Source organism: Companilactobacillus ginsenosidimutans (assembly GCF_001050475.1).
Lineage (GTDB): Bacteria > Bacillota > Bacilli > Lactobacillales > Lactobacillaceae > Companilactobacillus > Companilactobacillus ginsenosidimutans.
The window spans coordinates 534,012-557,975 of sequence record NZ_CP012034.1; the positions used below are offsets into that span (position 1 = coordinate 534,012).

Here is a 23,964-nt window from a genome sequence, read left to right on the forward strand (position 1 = left end):
AAATCACCACTAATCTTTTTTCTTTAATTCCTTCATTTGATTGATTTTTAAGAAATAAAGATATTTTCCGACATTTGGTTGGTTCTTAATTACGGAAATAGCTTTAGCATATAAGTTTAATTGACCTGAATAATTCTCAATTTTTTCTTCGATGTTGTCAGAATTGACGTTATCAGTTTTATAATCAAAAATTATTATTTTGTCAGCTAATTCAATCACTCCGTCAATAATACCATGAACCAGTATTTTATCGTCAGTAGACTGAATATCTTTTGAAGAATTAAACAAATTATCAGCGTTCATTAACACGGAAAATGGATATTCCCTTGATACTGAATCTTTATTTTCAATAATCTTGTGTCCCAAATCACTTTCATAAAACTTAACTAGACTATTAATATCAATTTTTTTAGCTACTTCAGAATCGACCACATTGTCTTTTACCAGTTTTTCAATTAAATTCTTGAAATCCGAATCTTGTGGCTGCTTGTCTATAGATATTTTTTGTAATACCAAATGCGTAGCACTACCAACATCTGTAGCATTAACTTTTTTATTTTGGGCCAAGAAACGAGGCTTTCCAAATGTTTGAGCAGTATATTTACCAGACGGGTTCAGAACATCCGCACGAGCCATCTCATTGTCATCCGGATCTGAGAATAATCCCTTTATCTCTGAAACTGATTGGTATGCTGTTGTTTTGGTTAAATCTTCAAAGCCGTATTTAAAGTCAAGAATATTATTAACAGATTTTTTGAAGATATCACTTGCAGGAATACTTTCGCCTTGATTGGTGGAAACTCCTCTAGTTTCTGGGGTAAATGAGGATTGATTGACAATATTTAAATTAAACTGACTGGTTTCATTAGAGAAGTGTTTTAATTCTATGTCATTTTTTGTGTCATTTTCAGGAATAATACTCATTCCGATTAAATTCTGATAACTTTTGGCAGCTAATCTAGCGCCTTCTGTTATTACACCCTTTTGATTTTTATGAACATGTTCCCAATTACTCAGCATCTTTTCAGGTTCCTTATTAAAACCAACTAAGATTAACTTTTGTTTTGCGCGCGTAAGTGCAACGTACAATAGTCGCATTTCTTCTGAAACGCTTGAAACTTGTTTTCTATCACTAATTAGTGCTCGTTGCATTGTTCTTGCATTTGCTCGAGTAATTTGATCGAGTATCGTTATACCAATACCTGATTTTACGTCATAAAGGGTTTCGGCCGTGTAATCTTTTTTATTGAATTCATCATCAGTATTCACAAGAAATACAATTGGAAATTCCAAACCTTTGCTGGCATGAATTGTCATAACTTTGACACTATCATCTGTGGTTTCAATGCTGTTTGGTTGTGATAAATCACGATCCATATCTTGCATGCGCTTAATAAAATCGATGAATTTATGAAGTCCCATAAAATTGTTTTTCTCGTAGGTGTTCGCACGCTGATAAAGTGCATGTAAATTTGCTGCACGCTGTTTACCACCAGGCATACCAGCAACGTATTCCAAAATACCGGTATCTTGATAAATCTTCCAAATCAATTTTACTAAGCTGTTTTTATTTGAAAAGTCACGGTAGCCTTCAATTCGTTCCAAGAATGAAATTATCTTCTTGGAAATATCGTCTTTCGTACCTTCAGAAGCAACATATTGAAGCATGGCAGTGTAATAATCAGTAGAGTTACCGACAATTTTTATTTCTGCAAGCTCTTCCTCGTTCAAACCAACGATTGGTGAACGTAGTACTGCTACTAAGGGGATGTCTTGTCTAGGGTTATCAATAATATTAAGCATTGCCATCATTATTTGTAGTTCAGTTGTCTGAAAATAATTTTGAGCATCCGTTACCATGACAGGAATTTCTGCCTTAGAAAAATATGAAATTAAATCTGTATTACTATTTTTGTTTCTCATTAAAATAGCAATATCGGAATATTTCAGAGATCTTGTTATACCCTTCTTGGCATCATAAATTTGAAAATTTGAGTCGATTAGCTTTTGAATTTTTTCAGCCACGAAACCAATTTTATTAACCCGTTTATCAACATTTGCAGTTTCTAGTTGTGGTTTAGAGGTATCTTTATCAGCATCCTCTTCAGAATCGCCACTAAGAATGTACATTTCATTTCGAGAATCAATGTCTTCAGGAAAATTCGTTCCAGGAATTAATTGGACACTCTTGTCATAGTTTATATCGCCAATATTTTCATCAAAGATTCGCTCAAAAATTGAATTTACAAAATCATCAACACCAACGGATGAACGGAAATTCTTAGATAATTGAATCAATTCATCCGGATTATCATCTTTCTGGAACTTTTGATATTTACCCGTAAAAATATATGGTGCGGCTTGTCTAAATCCGTAAATGGATTGCTTGATATCACCAACCATAAAAATATGATTTTCGTCATTTGAAAGTAACTGAATAATATTCTCTTGCATGGCATTAACATCTTGATATTCATCAATCATAATTTCATGAAATCTATTTTGATAAAATTCCAACGCAATTTTTTTGCCATCGACTTCAGTCGATAAAATTTGGACAGCTTTGTGTTCCAAATCATTAAAATCAAGCGTGTGATTGTTTGTTTTGATTTTATTAAATTCTTTAATAAATGCATGTTGCACTTCAACGAGCTTTTCAATCACCTTTTTAGAACGCTTGATGGCATCTAAAGTTTGTTCTTCATCTTGAACGAAATAGCTGTTGTAAATATCCTCGATTTGTTTTTTCAAATCTGTTTTTTGCTTTTTGACTGTTTCAACAATACTATTGTCATCTCCGGCAGATTCCTTATCGACTTTTGATAAGGGTTTAACACGATCATAACTGAAGTTTCCAATTGTCTCCCTAATTTGGTCAAAAGATTCATTAATACTGATTTCGTCGATAATTTCACCAATTGAAACAATTGCATTGTTCAAGACAGTGACATAGTTTTTACTCAAAGTATCGTTTTCAGCGATTTCCTTGAGACTCTCCATTTCATTTGCAATATTTTTAAAATCATTGATTACTTGAGGTTTCACAGATTCGACAAAGAACCTTGAATCTGTAATCGAAGCGCCAAAATCATATGAGTCAACTAATCTATCGAGCCAACCATCCGTATCTTCATTAGTAATGGCAAAATCATACAGTCTAAAAATCGTGTCTTCTAGTCCGTCATCATTTTTGTCATTCGAAAAATTGTCCGTCAGGTTAAGAAAGTCTACGTCGGCTTTAGCATAATATTCTCCACGAACCGCATCAAAAGCTTGTTCTTTTAACATTGAAGTTTCAGTATCGTCACTTAATAGTCTGAAATTTGGATCAAGGTTTATCACGTAATAGTAGTTTTTAATAACGCTCAGACAAAAAGCGTGTAGTGTAGAAATATTAGCGACTGCAACTTTATAAATCTGTGACTGCATATGTTGTTTTTGGTCAGGATCCAGCTCGTCACTTGCTACTAATTCTTTAATCCTGGTGACCAAGCGATCCTTCATTTCCTTTGCTGCTGCGTCAGTAAATGTAGCAACTAAAAGATTATCAACATTTTCGTTGTTCTTTAATAGCTCAATTATTCTTTCTATCAGAATAGTAGTTTTACCAGATCCTGCAGCAGCAGAAACTAGTATGTCATGTCCATGATGAAAGATGGCTTTTTTTTGATTTTCTGTCCACTCAGGCATTTCTATTACCATCCTCTAAAATCAATTGAATTCGTTTCAAGACTTCTTTTTTAGCATTGCGACCATGATTTATGATTTCGTGATACTCATTTTCAGGTAGCATTGCATCAAATTGAAGTATTGATTTATAGTCACTAAATTGTAATCCTGTTCGATTATTGCTATCCCTAAATGGATTTATTTGAAGTTTTCCAGAATAAATTTTCTCACCAGCTTGTTTAATTAAATGCTGATTATAGTTTAAAATTCTGGCTAAATCTTCTTGGCTCAAAGCGCTCTTAGAATTGATTGATATTCCCTTTGATTTAGTTTGTCCTATTGGCAATATCAAAGAAGTCCTACCCATCAAACTATCAAGGTTTTCCAGTAACTCGTCATCATCAACTATTAATCCGTCAAGTTTAAATTTTTTAAGTAATTCTTGCTCAACGTTGATGCCCTTTTTGAGTTGAATCTTGGGATTAGAAATATGGGCATAAAAGGCACCAGCAATTTTCACATCGTTATTTGAAGAAAACATATTTTTATTGGAAACAAGGTTTTCCAAATATGTTGGCATTTGCATAGTTAGACCGGCTAAGAAGTTGTCGAAGTCAAATGATCTTGCACTCGATTTATAATCGATAACAGCTAAATAGTCTGTATTATCAATCGACATTTCATCGATACGATCAATCTTTCCACGAACATTAATCGTGTGATTTCCAGCAATTTGATAAGAAAGTCCGGGCAAGTCTTGTTTGGTATTATTCATTTTCCCAAAGGCAACTTCTGTCGCTCTGGGTACAAATTTATTACGCGAGAGTTGTTGTTTAATAGCCTTCACTAATTGTAAAAGAGTTTGTTCAGCTTTCTTCGAAATAAAGCCCATCCGATCCGAAGATAAAAAGATTTTATTCTCAGGAAGTTTTATTTGTTGCTGGAAAATATCATGAACGAAGTCAGTCAACTGCTGATCATTTAAATTGCGAATATCAACACCTTGATTATTCAACATTTTGACTAAGCCATCTAACACTGCATGATAAAGTGATCCCGTTTGTGCAGGTGTGACTTCAAATACCTTTCGTGGCTGTAACTTCAAGCCGTACTTTAAGAAATACTCGTATTCGTTTTGATAAAAAGTTTCCAATCTTGAAATAGAAACGTTGATATTATCACCGTATAATTTTTCAACGGTCTCAGGTTTTAAATCCATCGGAATATTTTTATATTCCAAAGAGTTTAAAACTTTTGTAGCTTGTTCATTATCGTCGGTTAGTAATTTTGATCTGATGTACTTCCACTGATTTGAAAGTTTATCTTTGTTATCAAGGGCAGCACGAGACACTCGAATAATGTAATTCAAACTTGATTCGGGTGAACCAATATAACGAAGAACCTCATTTTCCCTATTTTCATTTGGTGTTGGATTCAGGAGAATATCTTGTTCTTCAATATCAAAATTATTTTCTATTCGACTAACATAACTGGAAATTTCTTGTTGTTTATTGTCTTCAGTGTAATTTGGATAAGTGAAAATCAAGCGCTGTGATGGGGTCGTGAACGTCAGGTCATGCAAGTATGGTTCAGAATTATTCATCACTTCGTCTGAGGCGTTCAAATATTTTCCGCTTTCCAAATTATCAGAAATTAACTCACGTTCGTTGTCAGCAATAATACTAGTAGAAACTGATGTACCAGGCATGTTATTAACCGTAGCACCCAAAATCAAAGTGATTTTTCTGTTATTTGGTTGAACCATTCCAATTTCAGAAATATTAACTGCATCAAGGGTTGATGGAATTTGAGAATATTCTGCACTCTCAAATGCAGAATCCAAAATTTCGATAAAATCTTGACTATTAAATATCTCATTACCAAATACACTCACATATTCATCAAGAATCGTATTAAATTTATCAACCACCTGTTGAGGTTGATCAGCACTTGTTAAATCATTTTGTTCAACAGCACGTACTTGCCACTTTGATAGAACATTGAATACTCCCCTAGAGTCCATAAAATTATACAAAAAGCTGGCAGCATCAATTGCCTTTTGATCATTTTTAAAATATTCATCCAAAGTTAAATAGATATCTTTGATGTAGTTTTTCATCTCGTTTATCAGTTGATAATTATTTATGATAGTACTGTCGGTTTCCGGATCAAGTGCAGCATCACTTTCGAAGTCGTTCCCTAGCCATCGTTTGCGTGTTACTCCGTTTGCCAGTACATAGTTTTCCAATAAATCCACTGCAGAACGGAATTCTGAAATATCTCTGTCTTGATATTTTTCTGGTATCAACAATTCTGTCCTGAGCAAGGCAATTGCATCTTCACTTCTCAATCCATGATTTCGAAGATCAAAAAGAAGATCAACCAACTTTTTAAACGGATGGTCAGACATCTTCCGTTGTAGATCAACAAAATATGGAATTTCATTTTCGTCCATAAATGCTTCGATGAAGGAACTATATTGATTTAAATCTCGAGCAAGAATAAGAAAATCTTTATAACGATAACCTTGATTGGCAACCAATTGGCGAATATAGGTGCTTACAGCTGATACTTCTGCTTGTTTGTTGGTACTCTTCCAAATTTGAACTGAATTTCTTGAATTCAATTTACTTGGTTGAATTGCATCATTTCCACTTGACTGAATCCAATAATTTTCTAGGACAGCAATATCGTCAGAAACACGTGGTCTATCTGCTAATATGCTGTGAAATGAAATTTGATTATCGTGAGCAATATTTGATAACTGCGTGAATGTTCCTGCTGGTCTTGCGTAAAAATCTGTTTTTTCCAGCGGTTTAGTTAGTGGTTTATCGAGTGATAAGGAAATATTTATCCCACCACAATTCAATAGAATAGATTGAACGACATTTAATTCTGCAGCGGTAAAAGTTGAAAATCCTTCAATGTAGAAATAATAGTGTGAAGTGTTGATTTTTTGATCAAAAAATTCTGCCAAGGCATCTAGCTTAAAACTGTTTGTAGCAAATTTAGAAATTTCCTCTGAATAATTTTTATAAATCAAGTTCAATTCTTCAATTTTGCCTGCAAAAATATCATTATTATTCTTTTTGATTACTTCATCGACATCTTCAGGGGCAACTTTACCATTTTGAAATTCAGTAAATTGACCTCGTAGCTGTTCAATAAATCCTGATTTGTCAGCCATTCCAGCTAGAATCTTCAATTCAGATTTATGTTGAGAAATAATACGACGAATAATCATCGCTGATTTTGTATCTGTGAGAGTTTCAATATTGAAGACATCTGTGCCACGTAAAAAATACCAGGCCAAACGTGACAATGAAAAACATTGAACTTTACTACTTGCTACTAGCTCATCGTCACCTTGAATTTTTCCAAAATCGGTCAGAGTTCTGATTTCAGATTCAAATTTGATGTGGTTAGGAACAATAAAAAAGAATTCTCCATTTTTATCATTTTTGAAGTCTTTTTCAAATAATTCCATCATTTTTGCATGATGATCAAATTGGTTTTTACCTAAAATAAAATTAAGTGTCATATTTTATTCTCCTATTATTGAAATTTTATCATAGTCAAAACGGTATAGAGTGGAAATAAGTCTCAAGTATGTTTAAAATAAAGTCTTAGAGAAACTGAGGTGAATGCCGTGATTACAGGTATTGGGAAAAGTCATGGGAAAATGATAATGATGGGCGAACATGCTGTAGTGTATGGTTATCCAGCAATTGCACTGCCCCTTGTTAGTATTCCAGCAATCGTTAGGATTAAGGAAAGTAAAGAAAAAACACTTTCATCCAATTATTTCGTTGGTAAGATTTCTGAATTACCAGAATCGTTGTCAGGCGTTAAGTACTTGATCGACGTTCTAGACAATGAAATGAACCAACACAAGATCAATTATTCTATCTCTATAGATAGTGGATTACCCATTGAAAGAGGCTTAGGATCATCAGCTGCCATCGGCGCGGCGATAACAAAAGCATTCTTCGATTTTTTTAAACGTCCACTTAATGAATCTAAGTTATTAGAACATATCAACAAATCAGAAACTGTAACACATGGAAAAGCCAGTGGTTTGGATGCACAAACGGTAATTTCCGACTTCCCTATTAAATTTAGTAAGGGAAATTCAGCAGAACACTTTTCATTCAAATCTGACGGATTTATTGTAATTGCTGATTCGGGTATAAAGGGAAAAACAAAGCAAACCGTTGGTGACGTGAGAAAAATGTATGATTCAGACAAAGATACCGTTGGCCAAGAATTAAAAGATTTGGGTACACACACAGATGTAGCCGTCACCGCACTAAAAACTAACAATCTCAAAAGACTTGGTGAAGTCTTTACAGACGCAAATAGTATTTTAAGCAAGTTAAATCTATCTGTTCCCAAAGTCGATCAACTCATTGACGCGGCTAATAGTGCAGGATCACTTGGTAGTAAAATTACTGGTGGCGGACGTGGTGGCTGTATTATTTGTGTGGCAAGAAACTTGACTAGTGCTCAAATGATCCAAAAAGCACTTTTAAAAAATGGTGCCGAACAAACATGGATTCAACCACTAGCTATTTATGAAAACGAGGAGACTGATATTGACTAAGACTGCAAGAGCATATACAAACATTGCATTAATCAAGTATTGGGGTAAGAAAAACAAAAAGTTAAAACTCCCCTATACAAATAGTCTTTCTCTGACATTAGATAAGTTTTATACCGACACAAAAAGTTCTGTGATTGATAATGATGAGGATATTGTGTCGCTAAACGGTGAAATACTGGACTTTAAGAAAAGTTTAAGGATAAAACGATACCTTGATGTAGTCAGGAAAATGTACGATTTCGATGAACATCTAAAAATCGAGTCTGTAAATCATGTACCTTTGTCAGCTGGATTCGCCTCTTCTGCTTCAGGATTTGCTGCTTTAGCTGCATCAATAAATTCAACTATGAAACTTAATCTTACCAACCGACAGATTTCAACGCTTGCTAGGAATGGCTCTGGTTCCGCTTCACGATCCATTTATGGTGGTTTTGTTGAATGGCATGCTGGAAATGACAATGACAGTTCATACTCTGAACCTATTGATGAAAATCCTAAAACTGATATTGTTTTGCTCTCAGTTGTGATTTCTGAAGCTGAAAAAACTATCTCTTCAACAAACGGCATGGAATTATCAGTAAATACTTCCCCTTTTTATACAAATTGGAGTACACTAGTGGCTTCAGAGATAATCGAAATTAAGCAAGCAATTGCTCAAAATGATTTGCAAAAAATTGGTGAGATCTCTGAGCATAATGCTCTGTCCATGCATGCATTAACGCTCTCAGCTAATCCGCCATTCACATATTTCGCACCAGAAACAATCAAAATCATTCAGATAGTAAAGGCATTACGTCAAAAGGGAATTTTGGCATATGTCACCATAGATGCCGGTCCAAATGTTAAAATAATTTGTAGTAATGAATCTGTTAATAAAGTTAAAAATTATATTAATGAACAATTACCAAAGGTCTCCACATTTGAAGCACATATTGGAAAAGGTATACAATACATCTGATATTGGAAAGGTATGATATTTTTGTCCACTGGAAAAGCACCTGGAAAACTATACTTAGCAGGAGAATATGCAGTCGTTGAGACTGGCTTCCCTGCCGTGATTGCATCTGTAAATCAATACGTAACAGTAACTGTCACAGAGGCAAAAGATAGCGGGACTATTCAATCAAAAAACTTAAATAAAGAATTAATTCACTGGAACCGTCAAGGAACAGAATTAGTCTTCGATGATACAGAAAGCCAATTAGCCTATATATTAACTGCTATCAAGTTTGTTGAACGATACGCATTAGAAAAACATAAAAAACTTGCCTACTACGATTTACACGTTACAAGTGAGCTTGATTCAAGGGATGGTAAAAAATTTGGTCTAGGTAGCTCAGCAGCTGTTACTGTAGCAGTTGTTAAAGCACTAGGCTCCTTTTATGACCTTGATTTGTCAAAAATGGATGTCTACAAGCTATCTTCCATTGCCCATTTATCTGTTCAAGGAAATGGTAGTCTTGGCGATATTGCTGCCAGCGCTTTTGGTGGAATCATTGCCTACAAATCACCAGATCGTAACTGGGTTTTCAATATGGTTAGAAACCATAGTTTGGGTAAGCTTCTCAAACTCGACTGGCCTAATCTAAAAATCGAACCACTAAAATTACCTAAAGAACTTGAAATGGTCGTTGGTTGGACAGGATCACCTGCATCAACTTCTATTCTTGTCGACAGAATTGCATTGACTAAGGCTCAAAAAGTTGAAAAGTACCAACATTTTCTTAAATCAAGTCGTAAGAGTGTTGAAAAACTTATTGACGGATTTAAAGATAGTGATGCTGACAAAATTAAAGCTATGATTAGTAATAATCGTCAGTTACTTACTGATTTAGCTAAGTTTAGTAATGTCCACATTGAAACGAAACTACTTACGAAGCTTTGTGATATCGCCGAAAAACTCGGTGGAGCGGCCAAAACATCAGGAGCTGGTGGTGGTGATTGTGGAATCGTCATTGGCGATAAAAATGTTAATGTTGATAACCTTAAAAAAGAATGGAAAAAAGTGGGAATCACTCCTCTTAAACTAAAAATTGGAGATATTATAGACCATGCCTAAACAGGATGAACAAATTCAACGTAAGGTTGAGCATCTATTTCTAGCAGAAAAATATTTCTCAGATGAATCTTACACGGGCTTTGACCAAGTAAGACTTATTCACGATGCCCTACCCGAGTTGAAAACATCCGAGATAGACCTATCTACAGATTTCTTTGGTTATAAAGCTGACTTTCCATTTTATTTCAACGCTATTACCGGTGGTTCTGAACAGTCAAAGAAATTCAATTCAGAATTGGCGATCCTTGCACACGAATTTAATATTCCTGTTTCTAGTGGATCTATGGGCGTATACTTTCGCCTCCCACAAACCAAGTCTAGTTTCACAGTTTTGAGAGAAAAAAATCCAGATGGATTTGTTTTTGCTAATGTTTCAGGAAAAGCAAACTTAGAGCAGGCACAAGCTGCAGTGGATTTGGTTTCAGCTAATGCATTGCAAATCCATTTGAATGTTATTCAAGAACTAGCAATGCCAGAAGGTGACAGAGACTTTAACTGGTCAGATAATATTAAACAAATAGTTGCTGGATTATCTGTACCCGTTGTTGTAAAGGAAGTTGGATTTGGTATTTCAAAGGACACGCTAGAAAAAATATCAAACTTAGGTGTTAAAAATGTTGATATATCAGGTTTTGGTGGAACTGATTTTGCTGAGATTGAAAGTGCCAGAAATCATGATTTAGATTTAACAAACCTTGATTTAACCTCACTTTCTACGGTTGAGTCTTTAATCGAAAGCAAAGCTGTTCAATCCAAATTAAATATTTTTGCTTCAGGCGGTATCCGGTCTGCATTTGACGTTGTAAAATCACTTCGAATGGGTGCACACGCAGTGGGTATCTCAGGATTAGCACTTCATCATTTACAAAAGTACTCTTTGGATGAAACTAGAATATTTTTTGAAACAATGGCACTTGAAATCAAAATCATCATGGCCGCAATTGGTGCAAAAAATATTTCAGAGATTCAAAAAGCCCCTGTCGTTTTTGACACGGACTTAATAAATTACGCAAAACAACGCAATATTAACTTAACGTCTTAATCCTTTTGGATAGACGTTTTTTATTTGCTTATTGCTGTATCTTCCCCAGCTGAATAATTTTCCTTGGAAACTGACGCCAATCCATTTATTTGAAAAACTTGGTTGATCGGCAACCATGACGGTCTCACCATGTAAATACTTTTTGTATTCAGAATCATCTAATTCATAAATACCCTTTAAATCATCAGGCTTGGCAGCTAATATCATGGCGATATCTGGCTCAAGTCTATTTTTTTTGAATTCTCCTAATTTTAAGCCATTTCTCAAAACATGTAACTTTTTGAATTTATTATCCAATGATGCTGCTTGAAAGAGAAAATCATTTATCTTTAATAAATTTGTATGAGGAGTGTAGGTCAAGTTTTCATCTGAGAACTTATCTATTAGTTTGCTATCTTCTTTTTTAACACCAGAATTGATTGGTTTCACGCGGATCTCTGATGGTGTACCTGATTTCTCAAGTTTACACATAAAGTGCCCTTCACCATTGAACTGATCAGGAAACATGCGCAACGCCTTAGTTAATTCGGGATTGTTATTACCCCATGCTGGCATTCCATTTTCCATACCAGGATATTTTTCGACATTTTGCAAGGAAATATCAGGATGGGAATTAAGAAAGAAATCAATATTTTGCTCATTTTCTTCAGGCGAAAAAGTGCAAGTGGAATAAACTAATGTCCCCCCTGGTTTAAGCATCTTGTAAGCTGACTCCAAAATATGCTTTTGACGATTAGCACACTGCTCCACATAATCTTGAGACCAATATTTAACTGATTCCGGATCCTTTCTAAACATGCCTTCACCAGAACATGGTGCATCGACTAATATTTTGTCAAAATATCCTTCAAAGGTTTTTTCCATATCTTTTGGTGAATTATTAGTAACGATAGTATTTGTAATACCCATTCTTTCGATATTAGAGGACAGAACCTTGGCACGCTTATAATTTATTTCATTACTGACTAAAAGTCCCTTAGAGCACATTATATTGGCTAAATAAGTTGTTTTACTACCCGGTGCCGCACAAAGATCCAATACAACATCTGATTTCGTTGGATTCAACAACTCGGAAACATACATTGCACTTGGTTCTTGACTGTATAAGTAACCAGAAATATGGTCAATACTATTGCCATCAATATCTCCATAGTATCCAATTTTCGAATATGGAATTGGACGATCAAGGCTCACTGAAACGTTTCGAAAATCAGGTTTAAGTGGATTAAGTCTGAACGAATTCTCACTGGTTGATTCAATTGCTTCGAAAAGCTTGTCTGCTCGATCACCCAATAATTCAGAATATTTGTCTTTAAAGTCTGTACTTAGTTCGACATTCATAAATTAATTATCACTCCGTTTTTTTACAAAATAAATTTGATAAATTCCAACAGCCAATGCCGTCAGCATTGATAAAATAACATACGTATCAAAAGTTGAATGAGAAATGATTACTATTTTCCATTGACTCCATAAGAATGCGGCTATATAAGGGATCATCGTGAACAATAAGTATCTAATCAACAAACCATTACGATAGTTGTTTTTCAAGTCACCGGTCAACTGAGTTTTCTTAATGTCAAATCTCAGAGGTAATAATATGTATATTTCAACAGCAATTGCGGCGATAAATGTAAATAGTAATGAGACTATATAGAGGTTCCCATTGTTACTTGTTTGGACCGCACTAAAGTCATCACTGGTTGGGTTATATTTATGTGTTGAAGTAACCCGCATTATTTTTTTAATCTTGCCTAAATCTTGTTTAGAAGAAACTGCCCTACCATCAATTACAGGAATGACATCCTTCAAGGTTTTCTTGATTTTTGGCTGAGTTGGTGAAAGTGATACCAGTGTTTGCTCATTTAAAATATCGGCATTATTGAACCCGATGTTTCCAATCACCGAAATATACCTATTGCCAGACTTTATATAAGCTTGACTTTGTGGTTTATAACTTGAAATATCTGATTGTTGCCCTTGTACGGCAAACGGAATTTGAGATTTAAAATCGGTTTGAGAAAAATAACGTCCCGAAATAGTGGGTATCTTCTTTAAAGTATGATTGCTATATATGTAACCAAAACTATTATTGTTTTTATCAAAGAAAATAATTTGATAATGTCCAACATCGGATTCACTGAGCTTTTTGACGACATTTGTGACATTCTTTTTAGAATTTGTCTTTAAAACCGTTGCATCTTCACTCATGCCAAGGCGATTCATCGTATTGTTATATTTAATTGAGTCGTTTTTAGAAATTGCAACGGCTGCCAGAAGAACTATAAAAAAGATAATGATGCTGGAAATAATTTTTTTCATTGAAATCACCTATTAATGTATTAAGAAAATTTTATCATGAACTAAGTCATATGTGGAATAAACATCATTTAGCCGATTAATTCTTTCATCATTGACTTCTTCGGCATTTTCCCAAAATCTTCGACTGTTTGTTGCGCCATATTTTTCACCAATTACAAAGAAGTTTAGATTAGTCTTTCTTATTTTCTGAAGTATCTCATAGTCAATTTCGTTTCGATCAGGGCTCCACGCTAAAACTACGGAATTAACTTCTGGACCATATATATCCAAAGCGGATAAGGCATCCATTTTTTCAACTTTCGACATCATTTGATGCCCAGTTTGACTTTGATTTGACCAACTCAAATTGTCAGTACAAACAGATTCAATGCCATTATCATTGAATCCACGTGTAATGTAGCCATTTCCACCCATAAGTTCAAGGTATGATCCATCAGGAAATTCAAGTGACCATTCCTTCATTAGTGACTGTGTAATTGTTGCCCAATAGCCAAATCTGCTTTGTAAATATGTTCTGAATTCGCTTAACTGTTTATCAAACAGTTGTAATGTATCGACCATTTGTTGAAATTTATCTTGATCAAGAATCATATTGCTCTGAAGATATCTTTCAATATCTTTTGTTGTCAATTCAAATTGAGGAAATCTGTATTTTGGTAACTCTCCTGCCTTGAGTGCTTCAACAACATGCTGCATAAAATTAATTCGAGCATTGAAAACCTTTGGCTGAGGTAAAGTTGAGACTATTTCTCGCAAGTTGTTAATGTAATCCATAATTTATAGTCCTTCTGGTAATTTAATCATTCCCTTATACTACATTTTATTTCAAATAATTGCCAAAAAGTGTAATATTCTAGTTAGTACAAGTTTGAGGTGAAATATGGCAAAAAATAATAAGAAGCAAAAGGCAGAGAAGGAAGAATCCGGGTGGAAGTTCTGGCTGCAAACAATCGCGCTAACGATTGCTCTTTATGCAGTCATTATGTTGGCCTTTAAATTCACGCTTGCTAATGAGCGTGTTTCTGGACCTTCAATGCAACCAACGTTTGAAAACGGCGAAAAGCTATTAGCTGTTAAGCATACTAATATTCAACGTGGTGATGTAATTATTCTAAAGGCTCCAGATGAGCCTGGTGCATTTTACATCAAACGTGTAATCGGTATGCCTGGTGACAAAATTGTTTCAAAGAACAACAAAATGTACATTAACGGAAAGCTGTATAAAGAATCATTTCTTGATGCAGGTTCTAAGCTAAAAGAAGGAGATGGAAATATATTTGCCGGCCGCGCTTACAGCTGGACATATGATTTCACTCTTAGTCGTTTAGCTCAATCACCTGAATATCAACAAATTTACAGCAAGAGCTATTTGAATAAAGTTAAGAAAACAAATGAAGTTCCCTCAGGCACATACTTCGTAATGGGTGATCACAGAACTGTTTCAAAAGACAGTCGATTGATTGGATTCATCAAGAAGAGCAGCATTGTGGGCGAAGTCAAATGGCGTTATTGGCCAATGAACAAGTGGACAATCTTTTAAAAGTTTTGTTCAGAGTTAATTCTTAATGCTATGATGAAGTTATTGGAGGTCATGATTGATGGATAAAACTAATATTTCAGAAGCTATTATTCAATACGAAAAAGACAAGAATATGAATGACACACAGTTTGCATTTGAAAGTCACCTTTCGGTCGAACGAGTTCATAACCTCAAGTCTGGTGAATATGAAGCTTCACCTGATGAAATAAAAACAGTACTTGAATACATTAAATTGCACAGTTAATAACCAATTGTAAGTTATAAAATAAGAATTAGATTTTAAAAAAGGTCCGATTAAGTTCGGTCCTTTTTTTATGTCTTTATGTTCAATAATATTCTATATTGTAATATAATTGCATTATTGAATGTGATATTATTACATATTGAAATATTTTGGAGGGTAAGCTAATGTTTATTGGCTCAAAATTTAAAAGTACAAGAATAAAATTAAATATGAATCAATCTGATTTATCAAAGGGTATTTGCACGCAGGCGGTAATAAGTAAACTGGAAAATCAGAATACCCCACCATCAATCGATATCCTTATACAACTTTGTCAGAGATTACAATTAACTCTAAACGATGTTTATTCAGAATTTTCAAAGTTACCTTCTAAAAACCTTATTTCTGACAAAATTGATGAAATGGATCAAAAAATTCAGTCAAAAGATTTTTCCTCGATTACTGAAATCATTAGTTCGATTGATCAAGATAATCTCAGCGGTGAACAAATTGCTCACCTACACTTTCAGTTGGGCAAAGTAGCGGCATTGAATCACAATTTCGATGAAGCGATTTTCCAGTATAATTACTCACTTCAAGTAATTAATAACCGAACCATTGTTTTTTGGAAGTTCTTATCATATATTGGACTTGCTAATATTTATGAATCTAAACAAGCTCATGATAAAGTCGCATATTATTATCAACTGGCGTATAAATACATCAATGAAATTGATTCAAAGCAAGATATTCTATACTTTTATTTTCTTGAGGCGATAAACTCTTTGGCGCAGTTCTACTTTAATGAGAAGAATTTTGATAAATGTTCAGCTCTGATTCAAATTGGTTTGAAACCACATAACGGCTATTTATCCGCTAAATTTACTGATAATCTCTACTATTTATCCGCTAGCACAGCCTTACAAAATCCAGAGGCAGATAAAACAACACTTAGTCACGATTTGACTATGGCAATTGCTTTTGCGGACTATAATAAGAATCAATTTTTGCTAGATAAAATTAATCAGCTAATGCAGCAATACAATATCCGTGAATTAAAAATCAAACCATAAAAAAATACCCTACAAATTGTAGGGTATTTTTGTTATATGATTATTCGTCACTCTTAAGAACTCCACCAACAGCATAGTGTTCCTTCGCCATTTCATTCAAAACGACATGAACATGTTCTGCAGGTGCACCTGTATTTTTAACAATAGCGTCTGTAACGTCTTTAACCATACCTTTTAGTTGTTCTGGACTGCGTCCAGCGATTAAATCAATATGTACTAATGGCATACTAATCACTCCTTGTTATTTTTTACGATCGTTATTTAATTTAACAATCTCTAGTATAACATCAGTTGCCAATTCCATGGACTCTTCTGCTACATATTCGTAACGTCCGTGCATATTTTCTCCACCAGCAAATAAATTAGGAGTTGGAAGACCCATAAATGAAATTTTTGATCCATCTGTACCGCCACGAACCGGAGCCTCATCAGGTTTAATGTTGAGATTTGCCATTGCTTTTTCGGCAATTTTAACAACATCCATGTGGTCTTTCATGATATCAATCATATTGTAATATTGATCATTCATATCAATGGTAACAGTCCCATCGCCATATTTACTATTCAATTTAGAAACGATGTTATTGATTTTAGTCTTTCTATCTTCCAATCCTTGACGTTCAAAATCACGGATAATATACGACATTTCAGCTTCATCAACAGTTCCGCTCAATGATAATAGATGGAAGAACCCATCTCTGCCGTCTGTTTTTTCAGGTACCTCGTCTTCAGGTAAATCATTTTGAAAATCATTTGCCACACGCAATGCGTTAATCATAATATCCTTTGCTGAACCTGGATGGACATCTTTACCTGTAATGTGAACTTTTAATCCAGCAGCACAAAATGTTTCATATTCCAATTGGCCAACAGGGCCACCGTCGACAGTATAGGCAAAATCTGCGCCAAAATCTTGAACGTCAAATTTATCTGCTCCAGTACCAATTTCTTCATCAGGACCTAAGCCGATAACAATTTTTCCGTGTTTTACTTCCGGATGGTTAATCAAGTATTCCATAGACGTAATAACTTCACTCACACCGGATTTATCATCTGAACCAAGTAAAGTATCACCACTCGTTGTAATCAACGTCTGGTCGGCATAATTTAACAATGATGGAAATACCTTTGGATCCAAAGTAAATTCCCCAGCTTCATCAAGCTTAATTACACTTTTACCATCATAATTTTCAACAATTTTTGGTTTGATATTTTCTGAATTAAAATCTGCAGTATCAACGTGTGAGATTAATCCTAAAACTGGGACATCGTAATCCAAGTTTGATGGTAATTCAGCAAGTAAATACGAGTTTACAGGATGAATTCGAACATTCTGCATACCGATTTCTTTTAACTCAGTTTCAAGCTTTTTTAGAAACACTAATTCACGATTGGTTGAAGGAACTGTAGTTGAATTTTCGTCTGACCTTGTATTTTGTTTTACATATCCCAAAAAACGTGGAATCAATTTTTCATATTTTACTGTCATTCTCAGATTCTCCCCTATAGAAAGTTGTATGGTTCCGTGTTAACTTTTGATTTGATAATATCAATATCCCAATGATAGTCATTGGCCCAATCTTGAACTTTGTGAGCCATTTTTTCGATGAATATAGCTTCTATATGGTGACCAGGATCGACGACATTCAATCCATTTGACATCATATCGTGAGCTGTGTGGTAGTATACGTCTCCCGTAATAAATGTATCGGCACCAGATTTTAACACCTCTGGATAGAATTTACCTGCATCTCCACCAATAATAGCAACCCGTCTAACTTTTTGACCCAACTCAGATTTAACATAACGCAAATTTGGTAAATCATATGCATCACGAACTCTTTTAGCAAATTCAACTAAATCCATTTCTTCAGCCAACTCGCCCACTCTACCAATTGAATAATCATCGTCTGGATCAATGTAACCTGATGATTTTATTTCAACATGCTCACGTAATTTCTCCATCAGCCAGTCATTCATACCACCATGAGCTTTATCTAAATTGGTGTGTGAAGCATTCACTGAAATATTGTGCGTCATTAAGTCGGCATACATTTTATTCTGTGGAGATGACAAATCCAAATTTCTTGGTGCATGAAACATAATTGGATGGTGAGCCAAAATCAAATCAACATTATTATCGATGGCCTCTTGAACCACCTTAGGACGCACATCCAATGTGGTCATTACTTTCTTAACAGATTGCTGACGGTCACCGATTTGAAATCCAGTGGGGTCACCATCCATTTTGATACTTAATGGAGCAAACTCTTCAATCTTATTTAAAATATCTTGAACTTTAACCATTACAAAATCTCCTCAATGTACTTAATATTATCGTTCATTTGAGCAATTTTTGTTTCATCGATTTTTTTAGCATTTCCCATGTTTCTAACGGCTTTTTGATAGCTGGATAATTTATGAGTCCATTTGGCGACAAAAGTAGGGGTCCTTTTTTTAATCAAAACTGGACCCATTAAAAACTCAGCAGCAGTTAGCTTCTGAGTCTTATTTGTACGTTTAGCTTTAATGATCTCGTAAACATGATTATCTTCTTGGATGATGTCTTCATCAATGATTTCAAAATTATTATCAGTTACCCATTGTCTTACCAATGGCTCTCCAATATTTGGTTGCAATATCAACGTTTTAACATTTGAAAGTTGTTCATCAGTTGCACGCTCAAGAATATCACTAATCAAGATTCCGCCCATTCCCGCAATGACAACTGTATCAATTTGATCTGCATCCTTAATAACGGCTAAGCCATCGCCTAGTCGAACATCAATTTTATTATCTAATCCAAATTTTTTTACATCTTCCAGAGATCTATTTCGAGGTCCGGGAGCAACTTCGCCAGCAATTGCGTAATCTATTATATGGTCGTCAATAAGTTCGACTGGTAGGTACGCATGATCAGAACCAATATCTGCTAATCGAACGTTTCCATCAACCATTTTTGAAACAGCGTTTAAACGCTTTGATAAAAGTGTCAATCTATTCAGTCACCTGTTCTACAGTTTCACGATCCTTGTCAGTCATGTATTCACGTGTCATAGGAAGGCTGCTACCACTTGGTCCATTTGTAAGTAGATATTGTATTACATCAATGTTTCCACTTTCAAATGAAGCTGCACAAGCTTGTAGGTACAAGTCCCACATACGTACAAATTTTTCATCAAACATGTCTTCAACTTGGTCTTCAACTTTAACAAAGTTTCTGTGCCAAATTTCGACAGTTTTCTGATAATGTCTTCTGAGCGGTTCAATATCGTCAATTTGTAATTTTGCATCCATAATGTGACCAATATTTTCCTTAAGATCAGGAATGTAGCCACCTGGGAAAATATACTTAACAAGCCAAGCATCAACACCTGCACCTTCATGTTGACCAGTAATACCGTGTATTAATGCAGTTCCTTGTGGCTTGAGCATCTTTTTAACTGTGTTGAAATAACCTTCAAGGTGAGTCTCTCCAACGTGTTCGAACATTCCGACAGAAACAACGTGATCAAATTTTTCATTGATTTCGCGGTAATCTTCTAAGATAACCTCCATTTGATCAGTTAAATTCTCTTCTTGAATCTTGTTGTTTACGTAGTCATATTGTTCTTGACTAAGAGTAACACCTTTGGCTTTCAAACCATATTCTTTAGCTGCGGTGAACATCATGGTACCCCATCCACAACCAATATCAATAATTGTTTCGCCAGGTTTTGTATTTAGTTTATTTAAAATATGATGAACTTTATTTAATTGAGCTGTCTCCAAATCATCTTCTGGTGTTCTAAAGTAAGCACAAGAATAAGTCATCGTATCATCCAACCATAATTTATAAAAATTATTTCCGATATCGTAGTGATTTTGAATTTCTTCTTTATTCTTATCCTCTGAATGACTAAACTTAGGAACAATCTTTTTAAGTTTCGGATTTGACATAAAACTTTCAGATTGTGTGTACGCTGAGGTAATGAGCTTTTGAATGGAACCATCAATTTCGATGTCCTTGTTCATATAAGCTTCTCCCAATGTCAAAGTTGCATGCTTACGTACTTCTGATATTGGAACCTCTTTGTTAAATGTGATTGTTATGTCAGATTTTCCCTCTGGGCCGTATGTTTTTTCCTTGCCATCCCAGAAAACTACTTTGATGGGAATAGTAAATGAATGCTTGAATATTTGATCGTAAATTGTTTTGTCTAACATAAAATCCTCCAAAAATTGAATATAATTAATTGTAAATCAAATCTTGAAAAAACAAAACTTTTATCAGTTTTTTCAATAAAAAAGGCAAAACTTTGAAAAAAAAAGCAAAAAAAATCACAACATCCTCGATTTGGACATTGCGAAATTTTAGTCTAATTATCAGAGTTTAAATCTATATATTACTCAAGAAAATCTTTAAGTTGCTTTGATCTTGAAGGGTGACGCAGTTTACGTAGTGCTTTAGCTTCGATTTGACGAATTCTTTCACGAGTAACACCGAAGACCTTACCTACCTCTTCTAGTGTTCTCGTTCTTCCGTCATCGAGACCGAAACGTAAACGTAGAACGTTTTCTTCACGATCTGTCAATGTATCAAGAACATTCTCTAATTGTTCCTTCAATAACTCATAAGATGCATGGTCCTCAGGACTAGTAGCATCAGAATCCTCGATGAAGTCACCAAGATGAGAATCGTCCTCTTCACCAATAGGTGTTTCTAGTGAAACTGGTTCTTGAGCAATCTTTAGGATATCACGAACTTTTGTAGTTGGCATATCCATTTCAGCACCAATTTCTTCTGGCAATGGCTCACGACCAAGGTCTTGAAGTAATTGGCGTTGAATTCTGATTAACTTGTTGATAGTTTCAACCATATGTACAGGGATACGAATTGTTCTTGCTTGGTCAGCAATGGCACGCGTAATAGCCTGTCTAATCCACCAGGTTGCATATGTAGAAAACTTGAAACCAAGTCGATAGTCGAATTTTTCAACGGCTTTCATTAGGCCCATATTACCTTCTTGAATCAAATCCAAGAATTGCATTCCACGTCCGACATATCTTTTGGCAATTGAAACAACCAAACGTAAATTGGCTTCAGCCAATCGTTGCTTAGCTTCTTCATCACCTTGTTCAATCTTCAAAGCCAAATCGACTTCTTGTTGAGCATTAAGAAGAGGAACACGACCAATTTCCTTAAGATACATACGAACTGGATCATTAACCTTAATGTCAGTTGGTGCGGCGGTATCTTTAGAACTAGGAGCTTTTTCTCTCTTCTTTTCACTTAATAAAGCCATTTTACTTGGATTACCATCATCATCAGTAACAGCAATACCCTTGTCTTGCAATTGTTCTAGAGTGTCATCAAGAGTTTTATCTTTTAAAGAGAAAGGTTTGATGAGTTGCTCTGTAAGTTCAGCTTCTGTTACTGAACCCTTTTTCTTCTTATCTTTAATAAGAGCCTTAATTGCTGACTCTAATTCTTTACTTGATTTAACAACTTTTTTTGTTCTTGTCTTTGATACTGTTGTTTTCTTTGCTGCCATAAATATATTCCTCCAGTATGCTTTAATTGCTTGTTAACAATCTTCTGACATTGATCAACTCTTGAGTAAGTTCTAACTGTAATTTATTATCCCCTACCATTGCTGCCTTTTTCAATTGCCGATTGATATCGGTCATCTTGAACTCCAAATCGGAATTTTGAATATTTGATATGTAATCTTGAATCTCATCATCATTATATTCAGAAGGCATTTGCATCATCTCAACGTCTGCCAAGACATTTTTACAATCATCATCCAATACATTCATAAAATCTGAAACATTGACATCGTCATCATATCCTTCTTTTTCAGTATAAGAAATTAAACTGTTAAAAATCTTTTGATAACTTTGATGAACAAATTTGAAATCATTTCCCTTCAACCGGACTCGAATTTCGGGGAAACTGATTGCCCAAAAAATAAGATTACGTTCAGATTTTTCAATCCGATCAAATTTTTCAGGAACAGCTGCGGTAACCTCTTCGAGTTTAGCTTTCTGGACATTCTTGTAATTATTGGCAGGTTTCTCAATAGCATTTTTCCGCCGCAAATTATCCAGTTCTTTGTTAATTGATTCTTTGGATACTTGCAGTTCTTCAGCCACTCTACCAACATACATATCAATCTCAACAGGAGATTTGAGTTTTACTATTTCCTGCAAAGACTGTTTTAAAAATTCCAACTGATCGTGCTCATTATTTAAATTATATCTCCTGCGGAAATAACTTAGAATGAATGAAATTGGTGTTTGAACCGAATTCTCAGTCAGTTGTTTAAACTTATCCGCTCCAGAACTACGGATAAATTCATCAGGATCTTGTTTGTTAGGAATACTAATGACGCCATAAGTGAATCGCTCGTCATTAAGTTGAGTCAATGCACGGTAAGTAGCTTCAACTCCGGGATCATCTCCATCATAACAAACATTAATCTGATTGGTTGATCGATTTAGAACATATAATTGTTGATCAGTGAGACTCGTTCCCATTGATGCTACACCGTTAGTAACACCTGCTGCATAGGCACTCATCACATCCATAAATCCTTCAAAAAGAATTACGTTCTTTTGTTCTCGAATACCACGCTTAGCAAGGTTCAAGTTGAACAAAGTTTTACCTTTGTTAAAAATTGTTGTTTCTGGACTATTTAAGTATTTTGCAACACCTTGTTCTTTATTAAGAATTCGTCCAGAAAACGCAATAATTTTGCCGTTCTCATCCTTAATTGGAATCATGATACGATCACGAAAACGGTCGAACAAATCACCATCCTCGTTTTCGGCGAATAATCCCGATTTTCGTAAAATATCTTCAGAAATATTTTTATTTTTGAAAAACTCCAACAATAAATTCGAATTATTTGGTGCATAGCCAATATCAAATGTATCAATGAGATTGGTTGTAATATTTCTATCTGAAAGATACTTCAAAGGTACTGTGCCACCGTCAGTTTTTGTCAAAATATGGCTATAAAGCTTGGATGCATCTGCTTGCATTTGAAGTAAAACTCGGCTATCAGAACTTTGATATTGCTGGTTTCCAGCAGACTCAAATTGTTCTGGCACAGGAATGTTGCTCATTTGGGCAACTTCAACCACAGCTTCAGGGAATGATTTATCTTGAATTTCCATGATAAATTTAAAAACATTTCCCCCACGACCACAACTGAAGCAATGGAATATTTGTTTATTTTCTTGAACAGAAAACGAAGGTGTCCTTTCTTCATGAAAAGGACACAATCCAAACAGGTTCTTACCCTTTTTATTTAATTGTACATATCTACTTACAACATCAACGATGTTGGTTTTTGAGGTAACTTCATCAATAAATTCTTGTGGAATTCTCGTTGCCATGGCCGTCACCCCCTCAAAGAATAATGATAAAAAACAGTGAACTATAG

The 23,964-nt window shown here is 34.8% G+C and carries 19 protein-coding genes; 7 read left to right on the plus strand and 12 right to left on the minus strand.

Features of this window, described 5'->3' with window-relative positions; translation table 11 throughout:
* Nucleotides 1-9: 9 nt before the first annotated feature.
* Together addA and ABM34_RS02820 are read right to left on the minus strand one after the other, a co-directional pair.
* Nucleotides 10-3,690: a helicase-exonuclease AddAB subunit AddA gene (addA, locus tag ABM34_RS02815; RefSeq protein ID WP_048703139.1), complete on the minus strand. Its 3,681-nt coding sequence runs from the start codon at nt 3,688-3,690 to the stop codon at nt 10-12.
* Nucleotides 3,683-7,210, minus strand: a complete 3,528-nt coding sequence (locus ABM34_RS02820) for a PD-(D/E)XK nuclease family protein (protein ID WP_048703141.1) — start codon at nt 7,208-7,210, stop codon at nt 3,683-3,685. The genes addA and ABM34_RS02820 overlap by 8 nt, the downstream gene beginning before the upstream one ends.
* Before the next feature lie 108 nt (nt 7,211-7,318).
* Between ABM34_RS02820 and mvk the strand changes: the two genes are divergently transcribed.
* Genes mvk through fni form a run of 4 tightly spaced genes read left to right on the plus strand, consistent with a single transcriptional unit; the run spans nt 7,319 to nt 11,373 of the window.
* The gene (mvk, locus tag ABM34_RS02825; RefSeq protein WP_157023351.1) at nt 7,319-8,272 is read left to right on the plus strand and encodes a mevalonate kinase; all 954 of its coding nucleotides are present in this window, start codon (nt 7,319-7,321) and stop codon (nt 8,270-8,272) included.
* Nucleotides 8,265-9,230 carry a diphosphomevalonate decarboxylase gene (mvaD, locus tag ABM34_RS02830; RefSeq protein WP_048703144.1) on the plus strand — a complete coding sequence of 322 codons (966 nt, stop codon included), beginning with the start codon at nt 8,265-8,267 and terminating at the stop codon, nt 9,228-9,230. The genes mvk and mvaD overlap by 8 nt, the downstream gene beginning before the upstream one ends.
* A gap of 21 nt (nt 9,231-9,251) precedes the next feature.
* Nucleotides 9,252-10,331 (plus strand): phosphomevalonate kinase, encoded by a 1,080-nt coding sequence (locus ABM34_RS02835; RefSeq protein ID WP_048703147.1) that lies wholly within the window; start codon nt 9,252-9,254, stop codon nt 10,329-10,331.
* Complete coding sequence (gene fni, locus ABM34_RS02840) at nt 10,324-11,373, plus strand: type 2 isopentenyl-diphosphate Delta-isomerase (protein ID WP_048703150.1); 1,050 nt, start codon at nt 10,324-10,326, stop codon at nt 11,371-11,373. The genes ABM34_RS02835 and fni overlap by 8 nt, the downstream gene beginning before the upstream one ends.
* Here fni and ABM34_RS02845 read toward each other — a convergent pair.
* Genes ABM34_RS02845 through ABM34_RS02855 form a run of 3 tightly spaced genes read right to left on the minus strand, consistent with a single transcriptional unit; the run spans nt 11,362 to nt 14,469 of the window.
* Nucleotides 11,362-12,714 carry an RsmF rRNA methyltransferase first C-terminal domain-containing protein gene (locus ABM34_RS02845; RefSeq protein WP_048703151.1) on the minus strand — a complete coding sequence of 451 codons (1,353 nt, stop codon included), beginning with the start codon at nt 12,712-12,714 and terminating at the stop codon, nt 11,362-11,364. The genes fni and ABM34_RS02845 overlap by 12 nt on opposite strands.
* 3 nt (nt 12,715-12,717) lie before the next feature.
* Nucleotides 12,718-13,695, minus strand: coding sequence for a hypothetical protein (locus ABM34_RS02850; RefSeq protein ID WP_048703155.1), 978 nt, complete (start codon nt 13,693-13,695; stop codon nt 12,718-12,720).
* A 12-nt stretch (nt 13,696-13,707) separates the two neighbouring features.
* Nucleotides 13,708-14,469, minus strand: a complete 762-nt coding sequence (locus ABM34_RS02855) for a hypothetical protein (protein ID WP_048703157.1) — start codon at nt 14,467-14,469, stop codon at nt 13,708-13,710.
* Nucleotides 14,470-14,575: 106 nt separating this feature from the next.
* Between ABM34_RS02855 and lepB the strand changes: the two genes are divergently transcribed.
* The 3 genes from lepB (at nt 14,576) to ABM34_RS02870 (ending at nt 16,531) form a co-directional block, all read left to right on the plus strand.
* Nucleotides 14,576-15,235: a signal peptidase I gene (gene lepB / locus ABM34_RS02860; RefSeq protein WP_048703161.1), complete on the plus strand. Its 660-nt coding sequence runs from the start codon at nt 14,576-14,578 to the stop codon at nt 15,233-15,235.
* Between the two features lie 58 nt (nt 15,236-15,293).
* Entirely contained in the window at nt 15,294-15,479 is a 186-nt protein-coding gene (locus ABM34_RS02865; protein WP_048703164.1) for an LBP_cg2779 family protein, read from the plus strand.
* 164 nt (nt 15,480-15,643) lie between these two features.
* On the plus strand, nt 15,644-16,531 hold the full coding sequence (locus ABM34_RS02870) for a helix-turn-helix domain-containing protein (RefSeq protein WP_048703166.1): 888 nt from the start codon (nt 15,644-15,646) through the stop codon (nt 16,529-16,531).
* A 40-nt stretch (nt 16,532-16,571) separates the two neighbouring features.
* Here the strand turns inward: ABM34_RS02870 and ABM34_RS02875 are convergent, their stop codons facing one another.
* From ABM34_RS02875 to dnaG, 7 genes are all read right to left on the minus strand, one after another.
* Nucleotides 16,572-16,757 (minus strand): 2-hydroxymuconate tautomerase, encoded by a 186-nt coding sequence (locus tag ABM34_RS02875; RefSeq protein ID WP_048703168.1) that lies wholly within the window; start codon nt 16,755-16,757, stop codon nt 16,572-16,574.
* A 15-nt stretch (nt 16,758-16,772) separates the two neighbouring features.
* The gene (gene pepT, locus ABM34_RS02880) at nt 16,773-18,020 is read right to left on the minus strand and encodes a peptidase T (protein WP_048703170.1); all 1,248 of its coding nucleotides are present in this window, start codon (nt 18,018-18,020) and stop codon (nt 16,773-16,775) included.
* Between the two features lie 14 nt (nt 18,021-18,034).
* A complete protein-coding gene (locus ABM34_RS02885; RefSeq protein WP_048703173.1) occupies nt 18,035-18,838 on the minus strand; it encodes a Nif3-like dinuclear metal center hexameric protein in 804 nt (267 codons plus the stop codon).
* The gene (locus ABM34_RS02890) at nt 18,838-19,527 is read right to left on the minus strand and encodes a tRNA (adenine(22)-N(1))-methyltransferase (RefSeq protein ID WP_048703176.1); all 690 of its coding nucleotides are present in this window, start codon (nt 19,525-19,527) and stop codon (nt 18,838-18,840) included. Before ABM34_RS02890 ends, ABM34_RS02885 begins: the two co-directional genes overlap by 1 nt.
* Nucleotide 19,528: 1 nt before the next feature.
* The gene (locus tag ABM34_RS02895) at nt 19,529-20,737 is read right to left on the minus strand and encodes an SAM-dependent methyltransferase (protein ID WP_048703178.1); all 1,209 of its coding nucleotides are present in this window, start codon (nt 20,735-20,737) and stop codon (nt 19,529-19,531) included.
* 179 nt (nt 20,738-20,916) lie between these two features.
* Entirely contained in the window at nt 20,917-22,065 is a 1,149-nt protein-coding gene (gene rpoD / locus ABM34_RS02900) for an RNA polymerase sigma factor RpoD (RefSeq protein ID WP_048703179.1), read from the minus strand.
* 22 nt (nt 22,066-22,087) lie between these two features.
* Nucleotides 22,088-23,917 carry a DNA primase gene (dnaG, locus tag ABM34_RS02905; protein WP_048703182.1) on the minus strand — a complete coding sequence of 610 codons (1,830 nt, stop codon included), beginning with the start codon at nt 23,915-23,917 and terminating at the stop codon, nt 22,088-22,090.
* Nucleotides 23,918-23,964: the final 47 nt, after the last annotated feature.

Coding starts and splice junctions, on each gene's coding strand:
- addA (WP_048703139.1), bottom strand. CDS start 3,690: ATGCCTGAGTGGACAGAAAATCAAAAAAAAGCCATCTTTCATCATGGA.
- ABM34_RS02820 (WP_048703141.1), bottom strand. CDS start 7,210: ATGACACTTAATTTTATTTTAGGTAAAAACCAATTTGATCATCATGCA.
- fni (WP_048703150.1), top strand. CDS start 10,324: ATGCCTAAACAGGATGAACAAATTCAACGTAAGGTTGAGCATCTATTT.
- ABM34_RS02845 (WP_048703151.1), bottom strand. CDS start 12,714: ATGAATGTCGAACTAAGTACAGACTTTAAAGACAAATATTCTGAATTA.
- ABM34_RS02850 (WP_048703155.1), bottom strand. CDS start 13,695: ATGAAAAAAATTATTTCCAGCATCATTATCTTTTTTATAGTTCTTCTG.
- ABM34_RS02855 (WP_048703157.1), bottom strand. CDS start 14,469: ATGGATTACATTAACAACTTGCGAGAAATAGTCTCAACTTTACCTCAG.
- lepB (WP_048703161.1), top strand. CDS start 14,576: ATGGCAAAAAATAATAAGAAGCAAAAGGCAGAGAAGGAAGAATCCGGG.
- ABM34_RS02865 (WP_048703164.1), top strand. CDS start 15,294: ATGGATAAAACTAATATTTCAGAAGCTATTATTCAATACGAAAAAGAC.
- ABM34_RS02870 (WP_048703166.1), top strand. CDS start 15,644: ATGTTTATTGGCTCAAAATTTAAAAGTACAAGAATAAAATTAAATATG.
- ABM34_RS02875 (WP_048703168.1), bottom strand. CDS start 16,757: ATGCCATTAGTACATATTGATTTAATCGCTGGACGCAGTCCAGAACAA.
- pepT (WP_048703170.1), bottom strand. CDS start 18,020: ATGACAGTAAAATATGAAAAATTGATTCCACGTTTTTTGGGATATGTA.
- ABM34_RS02885 (WP_048703173.1), bottom strand. CDS start 18,838: ATGGTTAAAGTTCAAGATATTTTAAATAAGATTGAAGAGTTTGCTCCA.
- ABM34_RS02895 (WP_048703178.1), bottom strand. CDS start 20,737: ATGTTAGACAAAACAATTTACGATCAAATATTCAAGCATTCATTTACT.
- rpoD (WP_048703179.1), bottom strand. CDS start 22,065: ATGGCAGCAAAGAAAACAACAGTATCAAAGACAAGAACAAAAAAAGTT.
- dnaG (WP_048703182.1), bottom strand. CDS start 23,917: ATGGCAACGAGAATTCCACAAGAATTTATTGATGAAGTTACCTCAAAA.